The organism is Hydrogenophaga sp. PBL-H3 (genome assembly GCF_010104355.1).
GTDB lineage: Bacteria > Pseudomonadota > Gammaproteobacteria > Burkholderiales > Burkholderiaceae_C > Hydrogenophaga.
Genome location: NZ_CP044972.1, coordinates 4,103,736 through 4,120,587, shown reverse-complemented (window position 1 = coordinate 4,120,587; position 16,852 = coordinate 4,103,736). Strand labels below are relative to the sequence as shown.

17 protein-coding genes are annotated in these 16,852 nt (G+C 67.0%); 8 read left to right on the top strand and 9 right to left on the bottom strand.

Annotated features, from left to right (window positions below; translation table 11 throughout):
• Positions 1 to 21 precede the first annotated feature (21 nt).
• Both F9Z44_RS19255 and gloA read left to right on the top strand, forming a co-directional pair.
• Positions 22 to 429, top strand: a complete 408-nt coding sequence (locus F9Z44_RS19255) for a ribbon-helix-helix domain-containing protein (RefSeq protein ID WP_159608305.1) — start codon at positions 22 to 24, stop codon at positions 427 to 429.
• Positions 430 to 527: 98 nt separating this feature from the next.
• Positions 528 to 1,061: a lactoylglutathione lyase gene (gloA, locus tag F9Z44_RS19250; protein WP_159608304.1), complete on the top strand. Its 534-nt coding sequence runs from the start codon at positions 528 to 530 to the stop codon at positions 1,059 to 1,061.
• Here gloA and F9Z44_RS19245 read toward each other — a convergent pair whose 3' ends face one another.
• The 4 genes from F9Z44_RS19245 to F9Z44_RS19230 are packed head-to-tail and all read right to left on the bottom strand — an operon-like array spanning position 1,062 to position 6,057.
• Positions 1,062 to 2,078 (bottom strand): metal-dependent hydrolase, encoded by a 1,017-nt coding sequence (locus F9Z44_RS19245; RefSeq protein ID WP_159608303.1) that lies wholly within the window; start codon positions 2,076 to 2,078, stop codon positions 1,062 to 1,064. It lies immediately after the preceding gene.
• A gap of 51 nt (positions 2,079 to 2,129) precedes the next feature.
• Positions 2,130 to 2,756 (bottom strand): dioxygenase family protein, encoded by a 627-nt coding sequence (locus F9Z44_RS19240; protein WP_159608302.1) that lies wholly within the window; start codon positions 2,754 to 2,756, stop codon positions 2,130 to 2,132.
• Positions 2,753 to 5,440 (bottom strand): bifunctional acetate--CoA ligase family protein/GNAT family N-acetyltransferase, encoded by a 2,688-nt coding sequence (locus F9Z44_RS19235; RefSeq protein ID WP_159608301.1) that lies wholly within the window; start codon positions 5,438 to 5,440, stop codon positions 2,753 to 2,755. Before F9Z44_RS19235 ends, F9Z44_RS19240 begins: the two co-directional genes overlap by 4 nt.
• On the bottom strand, positions 5,437 to 6,057 hold the full coding sequence (locus F9Z44_RS19230; RefSeq protein ID WP_159608300.1) for a DUF502 domain-containing protein: 621 nt from the start codon (positions 6,055 to 6,057) through the stop codon (positions 5,437 to 5,439). The genes F9Z44_RS19235 and F9Z44_RS19230 overlap by 4 nt, the downstream gene beginning before the upstream one ends.
• 220 nt (positions 6,058 to 6,277) lie before the next feature.
• Between F9Z44_RS19230 and F9Z44_RS19225 the strand changes: the two genes are divergently transcribed.
• On the top strand, positions 6,278 to 6,616 hold the full coding sequence (locus F9Z44_RS19225) for a hypothetical protein (RefSeq protein ID WP_159608299.1): 339 nt from the start codon (positions 6,278 to 6,280) through the stop codon (positions 6,614 to 6,616).
• Positions 6,617 to 6,618: 2 nt separating this feature from the next.
• Here the strand turns inward: F9Z44_RS19225 and rsmI are convergent, their stop codons facing one another.
• On the bottom strand, positions 6,619 to 7,557 hold the full coding sequence (gene rsmI, locus F9Z44_RS19220) for a 16S rRNA (cytidine(1402)-2'-O)-methyltransferase (protein WP_159608298.1): 939 nt from the start codon (positions 7,555 to 7,557) through the stop codon (positions 6,619 to 6,621).
• A gap of 29 nt (positions 7,558 to 7,586) precedes the next feature.
• On the opposite strand from rsmI, the gene F9Z44_RS19215 reads away from it, so the two are divergent.
• Genes F9Z44_RS19215 through F9Z44_RS19205 form a run of 3 tightly spaced genes read left to right on the top strand, consistent with a single transcriptional unit; the run spans position 7,587 to position 9,262 of the window.
• Positions 7,587 to 7,970 (top strand): YraN family protein, encoded by a 384-nt coding sequence (locus F9Z44_RS19215; protein ID WP_236574194.1) that lies wholly within the window; start codon positions 7,587 to 7,589, stop codon positions 7,968 to 7,970.
• A gap of 27 nt (positions 7,971 to 7,997) precedes the next feature.
• Positions 7,998 to 8,618 (top strand): SIS domain-containing protein, encoded by a 621-nt coding sequence (locus F9Z44_RS19210; RefSeq protein ID WP_159608296.1) that lies wholly within the window; start codon positions 7,998 to 8,000, stop codon positions 8,616 to 8,618.
• Positions 8,615 to 9,262, top strand: a complete 648-nt coding sequence (locus F9Z44_RS19205) for a BON domain-containing protein (RefSeq protein ID WP_159608295.1) — start codon at positions 8,615 to 8,617, stop codon at positions 9,260 to 9,262. The genes F9Z44_RS19210 and F9Z44_RS19205 overlap by 4 nt, the downstream gene beginning before the upstream one ends.
• Positions 9,263 to 9,302: 40 nt before the next feature.
• On the opposite strand, the gene F9Z44_RS19200 is transcribed toward F9Z44_RS19205, so the two are convergent.
• The 3 genes from F9Z44_RS19200 to F9Z44_RS19190 all read right to left on the bottom strand — a co-directional run bounded on the left by F9Z44_RS19200 (position 9,303) and on the right by F9Z44_RS19190 (position 12,523).
• On the bottom strand, positions 9,303 to 10,205 hold the full coding sequence (locus F9Z44_RS19200) for an NAD(P)-dependent oxidoreductase (RefSeq protein WP_159608294.1): 903 nt from the start codon (positions 10,203 to 10,205) through the stop codon (positions 9,303 to 9,305).
• A 118-nt stretch (positions 10,206 to 10,323) separates the two neighbouring features.
• Positions 10,324 to 11,460, bottom strand: a complete 1,137-nt coding sequence (locus F9Z44_RS19195) for a PilT/PilU family type 4a pilus ATPase (RefSeq protein WP_159608293.1) — start codon at positions 11,458 to 11,460, stop codon at positions 10,324 to 10,326.
• A 19-nt stretch (positions 11,461 to 11,479) separates the two neighbouring features.
• The gene (locus F9Z44_RS19190; RefSeq protein ID WP_159608292.1) at positions 11,480 to 12,523 is read right to left on the bottom strand and encodes a type IV pilus twitching motility protein PilT; all 1,044 of its coding nucleotides are present in this window, start codon (positions 12,521 to 12,523) and stop codon (positions 11,480 to 11,482) included.
• Between the two features lie 39 nt (positions 12,524 to 12,562).
• Between F9Z44_RS19190 and F9Z44_RS19185 the strand changes: the two genes are divergently transcribed.
• Entirely contained in the window at positions 12,563 to 13,267 is a 705-nt protein-coding gene (locus F9Z44_RS19185) for a YggS family pyridoxal phosphate-dependent enzyme (protein ID WP_159608291.1), read from the top strand.
• Positions 13,268 to 13,298: 31 nt separating this feature from the next.
• Here the strand turns inward: F9Z44_RS19185 and F9Z44_RS19180 are convergent, their stop codons facing one another.
• Positions 13,299 to 13,772 carry an Lrp/AsnC ligand binding domain-containing protein gene (locus F9Z44_RS19180; protein WP_159608290.1) on the bottom strand — a complete coding sequence of 158 codons (474 nt, stop codon included), beginning with the start codon at positions 13,770 to 13,772 and terminating at the stop codon, positions 13,299 to 13,301.
• A gap of 104 nt (positions 13,773 to 13,876) precedes the next feature.
• On the opposite strand from F9Z44_RS19180, the gene F9Z44_RS19175 reads away from it, so the two are divergent.
• Positions 13,877 to 16,852 (top strand): L-glutamate gamma-semialdehyde dehydrogenase, encoded by a 2,976-nt coding sequence (locus F9Z44_RS19175; RefSeq protein ID WP_159608289.1) that lies wholly within the window; start codon positions 13,877 to 13,879, stop codon positions 16,850 to 16,852.

Below are 16,852 nucleotides of genomic sequence, written 5' to 3'. Positions count from 1 at the left end.
CTCACACCGCAGGAGACCACCATGTGCGAATTTTTCGTCAAGGCCGACCCGATCCAGTACGAGCAGCGCTCGCGCACGGTGCGCATGCACGGCGTGCTCACCAGCATCCGGCTGGAGAACATGGTGTGGGACCTGCTGGCCGAGATGGCCGAAGACGAGGGCTGCACCACCAACGCGCTGATCGCGCAGTTCCACGACGAGATCCTGGCGCACCGGGGTGAGGTGCCCAACTTCGCGTCGTTCCTGCGCGTGACCTGCATGCGCTACATGCGCCGTCGCATGCTGGCGCTGGAGCGGCAGCAGGCCGAGCCGCGATCGCCGGCCTTGCAGGTGGCTGCCGCCGAGGCCATGACCACGCCCCTGCAAGGCACCGGCACCCACGGGCTGGGCACGCTGCGCCCGGTGATCTCGCCGATCCGCGCGCGCTGAGCCACGTTCTCCAGTTCAGCGCGGGTAGCCTCACGGTCCCGCGCTTCTTTTTTGTTTGACCTGTCCTGTTTTCTTTTTGCCTTTTGAGAGATCCATCGATGAGCTTCACCACCGAAAACCAGCCCGGCGTTTGCGCCCAACCCAGCGACGCCTCGCGCGGTTTTGTGTTCAACCACAGCATGCTGCGCGTGAAAGACCCGGCCGTGGCGCTGGACTTCTACACCCGCGTCATGGGCATGCGCCTGCTGCGCAAGCTCGACTTCCCCGAGATGTCGTTCTCGCTGTACTTCCTGGCCCGCCCGGAAGACGGCGCGGCACCCGACGACGTGGGCCAACGCACCAGCTGGACCTTCAGCCAGCGCGGCGTGCTCGAACTCACCCACAACTGGGGCACCGAGAACCAGGCCGATTTCAAATACCACGACGGCAACGCCCAGCCGCAGGGCTTTGGCCACATCTGCTTTTCGGTGCCCGACCTGGCCGCGGCCGTGGCCTGGTTCGATGAGAACCAGGTCCCTTATGTGAAGCGCCCCGACCAGGGCAAGATGAAAAACGTGGCCTTCATCAAGGACCCCGACGGCTACTGGATCGAGATCGTGCAGCCGGACCTGCTGGCCGCCTTGGGCAGCTGATCAGGTGTTGGGGCGCGGCGAAGGAATTCGCTCGCCCCACATGCGCCGCCAAAGCCAGTCGAGCGCGGGGCCGATGTCGGGCCTCTGACCGTTGAGCGTGGGCCGGTGCCCGCCCTGGGCGCGCGCGGCCTCGGTGCCCAGGTCGAAGTGGAAGGTGTAGCTGGGCTCCTGGCCCATGCGCAGGTCGGTCACAAACAGGCGCCCGCCGGTTTCGGACACGCTGTAGAAGCCGTGCGTGAACGCCGCCATGCGCGCCACCGAGGGCTCACTGGCGTGCCGCTCCAGCAGGCCCGCGCCGCGTTCGTGCCGAGTCCAGACGATGCGTTGGTCGTCGTCCAGCAGCGAGGTGTGGCCTTCCAGGTAGTGCGTGGGCGTGGTGGCCACAAGGCGCCACAGCACGGTGTTGAACGGCGAGGGCGTGACCAGCAAGGCGGTGGCCTGAACGCCTTCTTGCTGCAGCGAAGCACGCGCCACCTGCGTGGCGTGCTGCTGCGCGGCCACGCTCCAGGCCAGGTACAGCGTGCTGACAACGAGTCCGGCCACATTCCAGTTCAGGCCCCGCGCGTTCTTCAGCCGCAGCGCGGCGACCACGCCCACGATCAGCGGCACGGTGTAGAGCGGGTCGATGATGAAGACGCTGCCCACGCCAAACGGATGGTCGGTGAAGGGCTGAAGCAGCTGTGTGCCGTAGACCGTCATGGCGTCGAGCAGCGGGTGCGTGATGAGCACCAGCCACAGCGCCAGCCACCAGCGCTTGAACAGCGCCGCTTCACCGTGGATGCGCGAGACGATCCACGCCAGCACCGGCGCGGCCAGCGTGAGGATGAACAGCGCGTGGCTCTCGGCGCGGTGGCGCGTCATGTTGAGGATGGCGTCGCCGTGGTCGATGAAGGCATCGAGGTCGGGCAGCGTGCCGCCAATGGCGCCCCACAGCGCGGCTTTCCACAGGGCCGTGCGCCGGCCCATCACAGCCACGCCGACGGCAGAGCCCAGGGCAATCTGAGTCAGTGAATCCATGGCCGGCAGCTTAAGCGCGCAAGCAGAGCCCCCGGGTGCCCCCGGGGCTTTCTAGGCCTGAACGACGATGGGGAAGGTCGCGCGAACGCCGTCGCTGCCTGATGCAAAAGGCACCGTGAGTGCCGCGCGGCTTGCCTCATTGAGCCGCCGCCACAAGAAGTCACGCTCGTTGCCCGGATCGCCCGCCACATACAGCTGCGTGGTCAGCAGCTCCATGCGGTCCAGGCGCACCTTCACATGGATGTGCGGCGTGCGCCCGCTGTACTGCACCGGGCGGATGGTGCGGAAACGGTAGCGGCCGTCGCGCCCCACAGTGACCTTGCCGAAGCCCTGGAAGGCCGGGTCGGCCCGGCCGCCATCGCCGGGGTGGTGGTAGTGACCGGCGTGGTCGCACTGCCAGATCTCGACCACCGCTCCCGACACCGGCACGCCCGCCAGGTCGACCACCGTGCCCTCGACCCAGGCCGGCTGGCCCTGGCCGTAGTTCACAGTGCCGTTTTTCAGCAGGTCGGCGTCGCTGTCGGCCGGCAGGGCCACGGGGTAGAACGGGCCTTCGGTCTGGCTGGGTGTGGGGCGCAGGTTGTTGGCCTGCGCGAGCGCAGAGGGCAACCAGGCGGGCGCGGCCAGCGCGGCGGCGCTGGCGATCAACAGGTGGCGGCGATTGGGTGGATTTTTCATGGCGGCTGCCCGACAGTGGTTTGCAGGTCCAGCGCGACAAACCGCGTCTCAACGTCGCCGGGATCGCTGGGGTTGGTCGTCTCTTGGAAGCCGAGGGACCGCGCAAGTTCCAGCATGCCGCGGTTGATGCGCAGCACCGTCCCAAAGATTCGCTGTGTGCCGCGCGCGCGCAGGTGCTCAATGAGCTTGCACATCAGCTTGTGGCCCAGACCACTGCCCTTGAGGTCGGAGCGCACGATCACGCCGAACTCGGCACCAACGTTGTCCGGGTCCACCACCGCGCGCACCGCGCCCAGCGTTTCCTCCACGCCGTCGGCACCGACGCGGGTGGCGATGAAGGCCATCTCGCGCGCGTAGTCGATCTGGGTGAGCCGCGCGAGCTCGCTGTGTTCGATGTGGCGGCGGCTGTAGAACACGCGCAGGCGGATGTCCTCCGGATCGAGTTTTTCCAGAAACGCAAGGTGCTGGGCTTCGTCTTCCGGGCGGATCGGACGCAGCGTGACCGGCTGACCCTGCCAGTCCCAGCTTTCCACCAGGTCTTGCGGGTAGGGCTGGATGGCGAAGTTCACAGCACCAGCCGGACGCCGCGCCGACACGCGCACCCGCGCGTCCAGCGCCACCGCGCCCTCGTGGTTGGCCAGCAGCGGGTTGATGTCGAGTTCGGCGAGTTCGGGCACGTCGGCCAGCAGTTGCGACACGCTCACCAGCACCTGGGCGATGGCATCGATGTCGGCAGCGGGTTCGTCGCGGTAGCCGCGCAACAGCCGGGCCACGCGGGTGCGCGCGATCTGCGCCAGCGCCAGCGTGGTGTTCAAGGGCGGCAGTGCCAGTGCGGTGTCGGCCAGCACCTCAACCGCCACACCGCCCTGGCCAAAGAGGACCGTGGGGCCGAACACCGGGTCCACACTGGCGCCGACGATGAGTTCGTGCGCGTGCTTCTTGCGGACCATGGTCTGCACGGTGAAGCCTTCGACCTTTGCATCCGGGCGCTGCTCGCGCACACGCGCCAGCATGGTCGCGCAGGCCTCGCCCACCTCGGCCGCGCTGCCCAGGTTCAGGCGCACACCGCCCACGTCGGACTTGTGCGAAATGTCGAACGACAGGATCTTGAGCGCCACCGGGTAGCCCAGCGCGTCGGCGGCTGCCTGGGCTGCTGGCGCGCTGGGTCCCACGACGCGCGTGGCCACCACCGGCAGGCCGGCGGCTTCCAGCAGGTCTTTCGCCTCGGGTTCGGTGAGCAGTTCGCGCCCGCTGGCCAGCACGCTGTCCACGATGGTGCGGATGCGCGGCAGATCGGGCTCTTGTGCAGAAGCGCGCGCCGGTGGTGTCTGCAGCAGCTCGGCCTGGTGCTCGCGGAAGGTGCGCAGCAGCGAGAAGGCGCGCACCGCGTCTTCAGGGGTGTTGAAGTCGGGCACGCCGGCGGCCCGAAACAGCTCGCGCGCCTGAGCAACCGCGCCATCACCCAGCCAGCAGCCCAGCACCCGCTTCGGCGCGGCGCGGGCCAGCGGCAGCAGCGCCTGCGCGATGTCCAGGCTGGGCACGATGGCGGTGGGCGCGTGGATGAACAGCACGGCGCTTGCGGTGTCCTGCGCGAGCGCCTCCAGCGCCTGCACATAGCGCGTGGCCGGTGCGTCGCCAATGATGTCCACCGGGTTGGCGTGTGACCAGTTGGCGGGCAGCACGGCGTTGAGCTGTGCCCGCAGCGAGGGGCTCAGCGCGGCCAGCGGCACGCCTTCGGTGGCGGCGGCGTCTGCCGCCATCACACCCGCACCGCCGCCGTTGGTGAGCACGATCAGCTGGTCGGCGCGGTTGCCGTGGAAGCGGGAGAGCGTCTCGGCAGCGAGAAACAGGTCTTGCAAGGTGTTCACGCGCAGCATGCCGGCGCGCGCGATCGCAGCGTCGAACACGCCATCGGACCCGGCGAGCGCGCCGGTGTGCGAGGCGGCGGCCTGTTGCCCGGCGGTCGAGCGCCCGGCCTTGACCACGATCACCGGCTTGTTGCGCGCGGCCGCGCGGGCGGCCGACATGAATTTGCGCGGTTCTTCGATGCTCTCGATGTAGAGCAGGATGGCGCGCGTCTTGGGGTCGCTGCCGAGGAAGTCGAGCATGTCGCCGAAGTCGACATCGGCGCGTTCGCCCAGCGAGACGAAATGCGAAAACCCGATGCCGCGCGAGCCGGCCCAGTCAAGCAGGGCGGTGACGAGCGCGCCCGACTGCGACACGAACGCCAGTTCTCCTGGCAGCGCGCCGGTGTGCGCGAAGCTGGCGTTGAGGCCCAGGTGCGGCACCAGCATGCCGATGCAGTTGGGCCCGAGGATACGCAGGGTGTGCACGCGCGCAGCGTCGAGCATGGCCTGCTTCTGCGACGCATTGAGCCCGGCGGTGAGCACGATGGCCGCGCGGGTGCCGCGTGCGCCCAGCTCGGCGATCAGCGCCACCACCGTGTCCGCCGGCGTGCACAGGATGGCAAGCTCGGGTGCGGCGGGCAGGTCGGCCACCGAGGCGTGCGTCTTCACGCCGCCGATTTCGGCGTGCTTGGGGTTGACGGCGTAGAGCAGGCCCTTGAACCCGCCGTTGTTCAGGTTGCGCCACACGGTGCCGCCCACGCTGGTGGGCCGCATCGAGGCACCGATCACCGCCACCGAGGCGGGGGAGAAGAGGGCGTCGAGGTGGCGGATGCTCATGGGGCGGGGTCGTTGGCGGGCGTCTGCTCGCCGTTGCGGGAGGAGGCCATCCAGGCCAGCAGCGACGAGCGCATGGCCTCTTCGACCGACATCTCGATCGGCGTGATCCAGCTGCGCGGCACAAACACCGTGTAGCCGCCGATCATGTAGCCCATGGGCAGGTACACGGCGACCTGGTCCAGCTCGGCCAGCCCGGGCGGCAGGCCCTGCATGTTCTGGCGCGTGACCAGCCCGACGATGGACATCTCGTTGCCCGGCATGCGCAGCACCACCACAGCCTGCTGCGGGGTGTCCTTGTGGGGCGAGAAGTAGTCGGCAAAACTCTTGAGCGAGGAGTAGATGCTCTTGACCACCGGCAGATTGGTGAAGGGCAGCTCGATCCACGACAGCCAGCGCGCCAGGTGGGGCTGCGAGATCAGGAAACCCAGGCCGAGGATGAGCGCGGCACCCAGCACGATGCCCAGACCGGGCAGGTAGAAGTCGCCGATGAAGGGCCGGATCGCCCACATGGCGATCGACTCGATCCAGGCCACGGTGAGGTAGAGCACGTAGACCGTGATGGCCAGCGGCAGGAACGTGATCAGGCCGCGGAAGAAGTACTGGTAAATCGGTTTCATGGGGGCCTTGGATGGGCCTCGCGCGGGCTGTGCGCGCGGGCAGCGGCCAGCATATCAGCGAGCATCGCCACGCTGTGTGACGACCGTCGGTGCCCCGGCCTGTCTTGCATGCGGGGACAATGGCCCCATGTAAGCACTGTTTGGCCCGCAAACCGGTGGGGCTGGATCGGTGCACAGCCTGCCCGCGGAACCCACACCGGCCCTTGGGACTCAGTCATCCATGAACGGTCTATTCGATTTTTTTGCCCGCCTGGTGCGCGGCGTTCTCAAGCTCGTGCTCGGCGTGGCCGCGCTGGTGTTCGTGCTCAGCCTGCTGCTGGCCACGCTGGTGGTGGTGCTGGGCGTCTCGCTCTGGGCGCTGATCACGGGCCGCAAACCCGCGCCCCTGGTGGTGTTCAACCGGTTTCGCCAGACCTCGCAGCGCTACACGCAGGGCGTGTGGCCGGGCCGTGGCCCGGTGCAGCCCATGGGTGATGTGGTCGACGTGCAGGCCCACGAAGTGCCCGATGCCCCGGCTCCGCGCTCCGGGCCCGACCCGATGGCGCGTGTGATCCGCTGAGTTCAGTCGTCTGAATCGTCTGCGCCCTGGCGGCGCGCCAGCGCGGCGTCGTAGAGCGCATTGCGGGGCTGGCCGGTGATCTCGGCGCACAGTTTCACCGCGGTTTTCAGCGGCAGTTCTTTCAACAGCACATCCAGCGTGCGCAAGGCCGCTGCGTCCACGCTGCCCTCTGCCTCGGCCGCCGCTGGTTGCGGGTGAACCAGCAACACAAATTCGCCGCGCGTGCGGTTCGCGTTGGCCTGCAGCCAGGTGCTGAAGTCCTGGGCCTTCAGGTGCACCACTTCTTCAAATTGTTTGGTGAGTTCACGGCCCACGGTCAACATGCGTTCGCCGAGTGCACCCAGGTCTTTGGCCAGGGCTTCGATGCGGTGCGGTGCTTCAAGCAGCACGCAGGCGCGCGCATCGGCGCCGATGAGCTGCACCTCACGTTGCCGTTCGGCCGCCTTGCTGGCCAGAAAGCCGGCAAACACAAAGCGCCCGTCCCAGCCCCCCATGCCCGCCACCGTGCCCGAGACGCTGAGCAAGGCGGTGATGCTGCTGGCGCCAGGAATCGGCACGCAGCGCAGGCCCGCGGCGTTCACGGCCGCAACCAGGCGCGCGCCCGGGTCGCTCACGCCGGGCGTGCCGGCGTCGCTCACATAGGCCACGCGCTGGCCGGCCTGCAGGCGTTGCACCACGGTTTGTGCGGCCTCTGCTTCGTTGTGCTCGTGCAGGGCCAGCAGCGGCTTGTGCAGGCCGTAGCCTTGCAGCAGCGCGGCGGTGTGGCGCGTGTCTTCGCAGGCCACGGTGTCCACGATGGAGAGCACCTGCAGCGCGCGCAAGCCGATGTCGGCCAGATTGCCGATCGGGGTGGCGACCATGTAGAGCGCGCCCTGCGGATAATGCTGGTGCGCCGCCGCGTCGCGCGCGGCCGCCAACAGGGATGGAGAGCTTGCAGACAATGTGGAGTTCCAGGAAAGACGGGGCGCCGATGGCGCCTGCACCGACCACCAAGGCCCGGGGAGATGCGGCCGAAGACGCTGCGCTTGAGCACCTGCAGCGCCAGGGTTTGAAGCTGGTTCAGCGCAACTTCAAGACGCCGGGACGGGGCGGTGGCGAGATCGATTTGATTATGCGTGAGCCCGACGGTACGCTGGTCTTCATCGAGGTGCGCCAGCGCGCCAGCCAGCGCCAGGGCGGTGCGGGTGCCAGTGTCACTCCGCTCAAGCAGCGTCGCATCGTGTTTGCCGCGCGGCACTTTTTGCTGCGGCTTGGGTCAGAGCCCCCATGCCGATTCGACGCTGTGCTGATCGACGGCACCAGTGGCCACATCGACTGGCTACGCGCGGCCTTCGACGCCTCCGGCGCAATTTGATACAGACCCCACCGCTATGATCGCCCCATGCTTCTGCAACGCATCCAGCAACAGTTCATCGACAGTGCCGACCTGAAGTACCAGTGCGCACAGGCGCTCGCGCCGGTGGTCGAGGCGGCCACCAACGCGGTGCTCGCCAGCGTCACCGGTGGTGGCAAGGTGCTCTCGTGCGGCAACGGCGCGTCGGCGGCCGCCGCCCAGCATTTCGCTGCGAGCTTCGTCGGCCGCTACGACCGCGAGCGCCCCGAGCTGGCCGCGTTCTCCCTCTCGGCCGATGCGGCGGTGCTCACCGGCATTGCCAACGACTTCGATGTGCGCTCGGTCTATGCCCGCCAGGTGCGTGCACTTGGCCAGGCTGGCGACGTGCTGCTGGCGCTCACCACCTCGGGCAATTCGTCCAATGTGCTCGCCGCGGTGGAAGCCGCGCACGAGCGCGACATGACGGTGGTGGCCCTCACTGGCGCGCGCGGAGGCCAGCTGGCGCTGCTGCTGCGCGATACCGATGTGCATGTGTGTGTGCCGCACGACCTCGCCGCCCGGATTCTGGAGGTGCACCACCTGGTGTTGCACTGCATTTGTGACGGCGTGGACGCCCAGTTGCTGGGCCTGCCCAACGTCTTGACCAACGAACAGGAGAGTTCCTCATGAGCCATGTCCCTTTTGCTGTTCGCAGCCGTGTTGCCGCTGGCGTGCTGGTCGCCGTGACGCTGAGCGCTGGACTGTCCGCCTGCGCGCCCTTGATCGTGGGCGGTGCGGTGGGCGGTGCCCTGGTGGCGGTGGACCGCCGCACCTCGGGCGCCCAGCTGGATGACCAGGGCATCGAACTGCGCGCGACCAACCGCTTGCGCGATCAGATGGGCAACCGCGCACGCGCCGGCGTGACCAGCTACAACCGCCGCGTGCTGCTCACCGGCGAGGTGGCCAGCGCTGCCGACAAGGAACTGGCAAGCAAAATCGTCTCGCAGGTCGACAACGTGGCCGAGATCATCAACGAGCTGTCGGTGACCAACAGCCCGTCGCTGCAGGAGCGCGCTGCCGACACCTTGATCACCGGCCGCCTGAAGGCATCGCTGGTGGACGCCAAGGACCTGTCGGCCAGCGCCTTCAAGGTGGTGACCGAGCGCAGCACGGTCTACCTGATGGGCCGTGTCACGCAGCGCGAAGCCGACCGCGCCACCGAGATCGCGCGCAACACCTCGGGTGTGCAGCGCGTCGTGCGCTCGTTCGAGATCCTCACCGAGGCCGAACTCGCCCGCATGCTGCCCAAGCCGGCGGCGAACGAAGCCAAATGACAAAACAGCAGCGCTTCGGCGCTGCTGTCCATTCAGGCCTTCATTTCAGGCGTTTGATCAGGCTGGAGGTGTCCAGGCGGTTGCCGCCCATGGCTTGCACGTCGGCGTAGAACTGGTCCACCAGGGCGGTGACCGGCAGGCGTGCACCGTTGCGCTTGGCCTCGTCGAGCACCAGACCCAGGTCCTTGCGCATCCAGTCCACGGCAAAGCCGAAGTCGAACTTGTCGGCCACCATGGTCTTGCCGCGGTTGTCGAGTTGCCAGCTCTGCGCCGCGCCCTTGCCGATCACGTCCAGCACCTGGTTCATGCCCAGTCCGGCCTTCTGGCCAAAGGCAATGGCTTCCGACAGGCCTTGCACCAGCCCGGCGATACAGATCTGGTTGACCATCTTGGTGAGCTGGCCGGCACCGGTGTCGCCCAGCAGCGTGAAGGCGCGCGAAAACGCCATGGCCACGGGCTTCACCGCGTCAAAGGCCGCTGCGTCACCGCCGCACATCACGGTCAGCAGGCCATTGACGGCGCCCGCCTGACCGCCCGACACGGGGGCGTCCACGAACGACAGGCCCAGTGTTTTCGCAGCCTGGTACAGCTCGCGCGCCACGTCGGCGGAGGCTGTGGTGTGGTCCACGAAGATCGCACCCGGTGCCATGCCGGCGAACGCACCGTCGGCACCCAGCGTGATGGAGCGCAGGTCATCGTCGTTGCCCACGCAGGCAAACACGATGTCGGCACCCTGCGCTGCTTCGCGCGGCGTGGGTTGGTGCGCGCCGCCAAATTCAGCCACCCAGGCTGCGGCCTTGGCACTGGACCGGTTGTAGACCGTCACCGAATGCCCGGCACGCGCCAGGTGGCCGGCCATGGGATAGCCCATGACACCCAGGCCGATGAAGGCGACTTTGCGGGCAGGGATGGATTCGTAAGTGCGTTCAGCGATGTTGCTCATGAAAAGCTCTCGGAGGTTGGAAGGGATTCAATTCAAGAATGCCGCGGAACTGGCTACGCCACGCCGCAGGCATTGCCCCCCCTGGGGGGTGACGTGCAGCAGGCGCGGCGCAGGGGGGTTAAACGATCGTCAGGTGCTCGGTGCCCGCCGCCAGATCCAGGGTCTTGGCGCGCTGGCTGTTGAGCTTGATCTGCAAACGCAGATCGTTGAGCGAGTCGGCGTTGCGCAGCGCGTCCTCAAACGTGATGAGGTTGGCCTCGAAGGCGTTGAAGAGCGCCTGGTCAAACGTCTGCATGCCCATCTGGTTGCTCTTCTTCATGATCTCCTTGATCTCGGCGACATCGCCTTTGAAGATCAGGTCGGAGATCAGCGGTGAGTTCAGCATGATCTCCACCGCCGCGTGGCGACCCTTGTTGTCCTGGCGTGGAATCAGGCGTTGCGACACCAGCGCGCGCAAGTTCAACGAGAGGTCCATCAGCAGCTGGGTGCGGCGCTCTTCGGGGAAGAAGTTGATGATGCGGTCCAGCGCCTGGTTGGCGCTGTTGGCGTGCAGCGTGGCCAGGCACAGGTGGCCGGTTTCGCTGAACTGGATCGCGTGTTCCATGGTCTCGCGGTCGCGGATCTCACCCATCAGGATCACGTCGGGCGCCTGGCGCAGCGTGTTCTTGAGCGCTGTTTCCCAATTGTCGGTGTCCAGCCCCACCTCGCGCTGCGTGACCACGCAGTTCTTGTGCGGGTGCACGAATTCCACCGGGTCTTCAATCGTGATGATGTGACCGTGCGTGTGCTCGTTGCGCCAGTCGACCATGGCCGCCAGCGAGGTGGACTTCCCCGAGCCCGTGGCGCCCACCAGGATGCACAAGCCGCGCTTGGACAGCACCACGTCCTTGAGCACCTGCGGCAGACCGAGCTTGTCGATGGTGGGCAGCACGGCGGGGATGGTCCGCATCACCATGCCGACCTTGCCCTGCTGGATGAAGGCGCTGACCCGGAAACGCCCAATGGCCGGTGGCGAGATCGCGAAGTTGCACTCCTTGGTGCGTTCGAACTCGGCGGCCTGCTTGTCGTTCATGATGGCGCGCGCCAGCGCCAGTGTGTGCGAGCCGTTCAGCGGTTGCGGCGACACCTTGACCACCGATCCGTCGACCTTGATCGCCGGCGGAAAGTCGGCGGTGAGGAAGAGGTCGCTGCCGCTGCGGCTGAGCATCAGGCGCAGCAGGTCGTTGACGAATTTCGATGCCTGGTCGCGTTCCATGTGTTCTGCCTTCTTGTGCTCAGCCCGGGAAATTCTCGGGAATCTTCGCTTTGCCGCGCGCCTCGGCCGGGCTGATCACGTTGCGCTTGACCAGCTCCGAGAGGTTCTGGTCCAGCGTCTGCATGCCCACGTTGCTGCCGGTCTGGATGGCCGAGTACATCTGTGCCACCTTGGCTTCGCGGATCAGGTTGCGGATGGCGCTGGTGCCCAGCATGATTTCGTGTGCGGCCACGCGACCGGTGCCGTCCTTGGTCTTGCACAGCGTCTGCGAGATCACCGCCACCAGCGATTCGGACAACATGGCACGCACCATGTCTTTCTCTTCGGCGGGGAACACGTCGATGATGCGGTCGATCGTCTTGGCAGCGCTTGAGGTGTGCAGCGTGCCGAACACCAGGTGGCCCGTTTCCGCCGCCGTCATGGCCAGGCGGATGGTTTCCAGGTCGCGCATCTCGCCCACCAGGATCGCGTCCGGGTCTTCGCGCAAGGCCGAGCGCAGGGCGTTGGAGAAGCTCAGCGTGTGTGGGCCGACCTCGCGCTGGTTCACCAGGCACTTCTTGGACTCGTGCACGAACTCCACCGGGTCTTCCACCGTGAGGATGTGGCCGTACTCGGTTTCGTTGAGGTGGTTGACCATGCCGGCCAGCGTGGTGGACTTGCCCGAGCCGGTCGGGCCGGTCACCAGCACCAGGCCGCGAGGACGCAGGGCGAGGTCTCCGAAGATCTTGGGCGCATTGAGCTGCTCCAGCGTCAGGATCTTGCTCGGGATGGTGCGGAACACCGCGCCAGCGCCACGGTTGTGGTTGAAGGCGTTGACGCGAAAACGGGCCAGCCCTTCAATTTCAAACGAGAAGTCGCACTCCAGAAACTCCTCGTATTGCTTGCGCTGGCTGTCGTTCATGATGTCGTAGACCATGCCGTGGACCTGCTTGTGGTCCAGCGGTTCGACGTTGATGCGTCGCACGTCGCCATGCACCCGTATCATGGGTGGGAGACCGGCCGAGAGGTGAAGATCGGATGCTTTGTTCTTGACGCTGAAGGCAAGCAATTGGGTGATATCCATCCCGGGGTCCCGTGCGGTGTTGAGGTATGACGACTGATTATGACGACCATCGAAGGCAATCTCCAACAGGTTCACGAGCGATTGGCACGGGCTTGCAGGGCGGCTGCTCGGGATGTGAGCGAGGTCACCTTGCTCGCGGTTTCCAAGACTTTCGATGCAGACGCCGTCTGTCTGGCGCTGGCCGCCGGTCAGCATGCTTTTGGAGAGAACTACGTCCAGGAAGGCACCGAAAAGATCGCAGCCTTGCGCCTGTTGCGTCCCCATGCTGCGTTGCAATGGCATTGCATCGGACCGTTGCAAAGCAACAAAACACGGCCGGTGGCGGAGCACTTTGACTGGGTGCAGTCGGTCGATCGGCTCAAGATCGCTCAACGCCTGAGCGAACAGCGTCCAGCCAACCTGCCGCCCTTGCAGGTGTGCCTGCAGGTCAATGTCGATGGTGGGGCGAACAAGTCGGGTGTGGCTCCCGATGCGTTGGCGGAGCTGGCCATGGCGGTTGCCCGGTTGCCACGGTTGCAGCTACGCGGGCTGATGTGCATTCCCGAACCAGCGCCGGATTTCGGGACCCAGCGTGACCTGTTCCTGCGCGCCAAAGGTCTGTTCGATCAGCTCAACGCACAGGGCCTGGGCCTGGACACCTTGTCCCTGGGCATGAGCGACGACCTCGAAGCGGCTGTCGCCGCCGGCTCGACGATGGTGCGGGTGGGGCGGGGCGTGTTCGGTAGCCGGCCCGCCCGCAGCTGATGGGCGGGCAGGACCCTCACCGCCTTGGGCGTCACAGCGGCAGCTGTGAGCTGTTTTTCACCTCTTCCATCACCGCGTAGGTGCGCGTCTCGCGCACGCCAGGCAGTTGCCACAGCACGCTGCCTGCGAAGTCGCGGTAGGCGGCCATGTCGGCCATGCGGGTCTTGAGCAGGTAGTCGAAACCACCGGCCACCATGTGGCATTCCATGATTTCGTCGCGCACCTGCACGGCGGCCTTGAACTCGTTGAACACGTTGGGCGTGGTGCGGTCGAGCAGCACCTCCACGAACACCATCATCCCGCGCCCGAGCTTCAGGGGGTTCAGCCGCGCCTCGTAGCCGAGGATGAAGCCATCGCGCTGCAGGCGCTGGGTGCGCGCCAGCACCGCGGTGGGCGAGAGCGCCACCGCCTCGGCGAGCTTGAGATTGGTGATGCGGCCGTCGGCCTGCAGCAACTTGAGGATCTTGAGGTCGATGCGGTCGGGTTCGGCAGGACTGGGTTCCATGGCTGTGAATTATCCAGTTAAGTGCTGATTTTTGGTGAAAAGTGCAGCCTTGATGGCGAGAACATACGCAGATTCACAAACCAACGTTCGTTCTGGAGTCCTTCATGCCGCGCACCACCGACCGCCTCCCCTTCCCCTACCGTTCTGAGGCCGGTGTGCTGGCCCAGCGCCTGGCCGCGCTGCAGGGCGCGCTCGACTGGGCTGCAGCCGCCGTTGACGCCGCTCCCTGGGTGCGCGCGGTGCGTGAGAACCCGCCGCCGTTCTGGGCCATGGAGAGTTTGCTGAAGGAGTACCCGATCTCCAGCGCCGAAGGCCTGGCCCTCATGCGCTTGGCCGAAGCGCTGCTGCGCGTGCCCGACGCCGAGACCGCGATCGCGCTGACCGCCGACCAGCTCGGCCGCGCGGACTTTGACGGTGCTGCCGATTCGACATTGGCGCGGCTGTCTTCCACGGCGATCGCGATGTCCAAGAAGTTCCTGCCCGAAGCGGGCAACGAGCCGGGCCTCATGGTCAAGCTCGGCGCGCGCACGGTGGTGGCCGCCACGCTGCGCGCGGTGCAGTTGCTCGGCCGCCAGTTCGTGCTGGGACAGACCATCGAAGAAGGCATGAAGGAGGCCGCGTCGGCGCGCAAGCGCCAGGCCAATCTGAGCTTCAGCTTCGACATGCTCGGCGAGGGCGCGCGCACCGATGCCGATGCGTTGCGCTATCTCGCGAGCTACCAGAACGCGATTGCGGCGATCGCCCGAACAGCCGACCCCCAGCGCGCGCCGAGCCAGAACGACGGCATCTCCATCAAGCTCAGCGCGCTGCACCCGCGCTTTGAGGACGCCCAACACGATCGTGTGATGCGCGAACTCGTGCCCCGCGTGTGGCAGCTGTGCGAGGGCGCGGCTGCAGCCAACCTGAACCTGACCATCGATGCGGAAGAAGTCGACCGCCTCGAGCTTTCGCTGGAGGTGTTCGAGGCGCTGGCGAAGCTGGTAGCACAGCATTGTCCGCAATGGCAGGGTTTTGGTCTGGCGCTGCAGGCCTACCAGACGCGCGCGGTCGAACTCATCGAACACGTGGCGACGCTGGGGCGGCAGTACCGGCTCAAGTTCATGTGCCGTCTGGTCAAGGGCGCTTACTGGGATGCCGAGATCAAGCGCGCGCAAGAGCTGGGCCTGCCGGCCTATCCGGTGTTCACGCAGAAACCGCACACCGACGTGAGCTACCTGGCATGTGCACAGGCCTTGTTGAACGCATCCGTTGCGATCTACCCTCAGTTCGCCACCCACAACGCCGGCACGATTGCAGCCATCCTTCAAATGGCAACCAGGCAGGGAGTCCCGTTCGAGCTGCAGCGCCTGCATGGCATGGGCGAAGGCATCTACCGCGAGGTGTTGAAAAACCCGGCCGTGTCGTGCCGCGTCTACGCTCCCGTGGGCGCGCACCGAGACTTGCTGGCCTACCTGGTGCGCCGCCTGCTGGAGAACGGTGCCAACTCTTCTTTCGTGCACCAGCTCGCCGACGAATCGGTGGGCATGGACGAGCTGCTGGTCTCGCCGCTGGAGCAGTCGAGGCCCGCCGCCATGGCCGCAGCGCTTCCGCTGCCGCCCGATCTGTATGGCATGGCACGGCCGAACAGCCTGGGGCTGGATCTCGCCGTGGTCGCGCACCGCGAACCGCTGCTGGCCGCACACGCCGCGCTGGTGGTGCCCACCGTGCCCGAGGCCACAGCCGCAGAGGCGCAGGCGGCCGTGGCGAAAGCCGTGCAGGCCTTCGCGGGCTGGAACCACACGCCGGTGGCCGAGCGCGCCGCTTCGTTGCGCCGCGCGGCCGACGCGATGCAGCAGCAACAGGCGCGCCTGTGTGCCCTGCTGGTGAAGGAAGCGCACAAGGGTTGGGGCGATGCCGTGTCGGAAGTGCGCGAAGCGATCGACTTCCTGCGCTACTACGCGAACGATGCGGAGCGCGTGATGGCGCCGCAGACGCTGCCTGGCCCCACCGGCGAGAGCAACACGCTGCGCCTGGAAGGCCGTGGCGCATGGGTTTGCATCAGCCCCTGGAACTTCCCGCTGGCCATCTTCGCGGGCCAGGTCGCCGCAGCACTGGCCACCGGCAACACCGTGCTGGCCAAGCCGGCCGAGCAGACGCCCGCCATCGCGTTGGAGGCGGTGAAGCTGCTGTACGCCGCCGGCGTGCCGGCCAACGCGTTGCAGCTGCTGCACGGCCCGGGCGAGACCGTGGGCGCATCGCTCGTGGCCCAGCCCGGTATTGCCGGCGTGGTGTTCACCGGCTCCACCCAGGTGGCCAAGATCATCCAGCGCGCTCTGGCCGCGAAAGACGGCCCCATCATCCCGCTGATCGCCGAAACCGGCGGCATCAACGCCATGCTGGTGGACAGCACGGCCTTGCCCGAACAGGTGGCCGACGCGGTGGTGCAGAGTGCATTCCGCAGCGCGGGCCAGCGCTGCTCGGCGCTGCGCCTGCTGTGCGTGCACGAGGCCATTGCCGACGGTGTGATCGAGATGATCGAAGGCGCAGCCAAAGAACTGGTCGCCGGCAACCCGTCCGAGCTGGCCACCGACCTGGGGCCCGTGATCGATGCCGAGGCGTTCGAAGGCATCACCCGCCATGTGCAGCGCCTGCACACCGACGCAAAGCCCTTGCTGGGCAGCCGCCGTGCCGCGCACGAGCAGCCGCACGTGATCGCACCGCAGATGTTCGAGGTGGGTTCCATCGCCGAGGTGACGCAGGAAATCTTCGGACCGGTGCTGCAGGTGGTGCGCTGGGGCGGCGACCCGATGGCCGTGGTGCAGCAGATCAACGCGCTGGGCTACGGCCTCACGCTGGGCATCCAGACCCGCATCGACAGCCGCGCCCTGGCGCTGGCCGGTGCGGCGCGGGTGGGCAACGTCTACGTGAACCGCAACATGATCGGTGCCGTGGTGGGGGTGCAGCCCTTCGGCGGCGAAGGACTCAGCGGCACCGGCCCCAAGGCGGGCGGTCCCAACTACCTGCTGCGCTTCTGCGCCGAGCAGACCCTGACCATCAACACCACCGCCGCCGGCGGCAACGTGGCGCTGTTCACCGGTTGA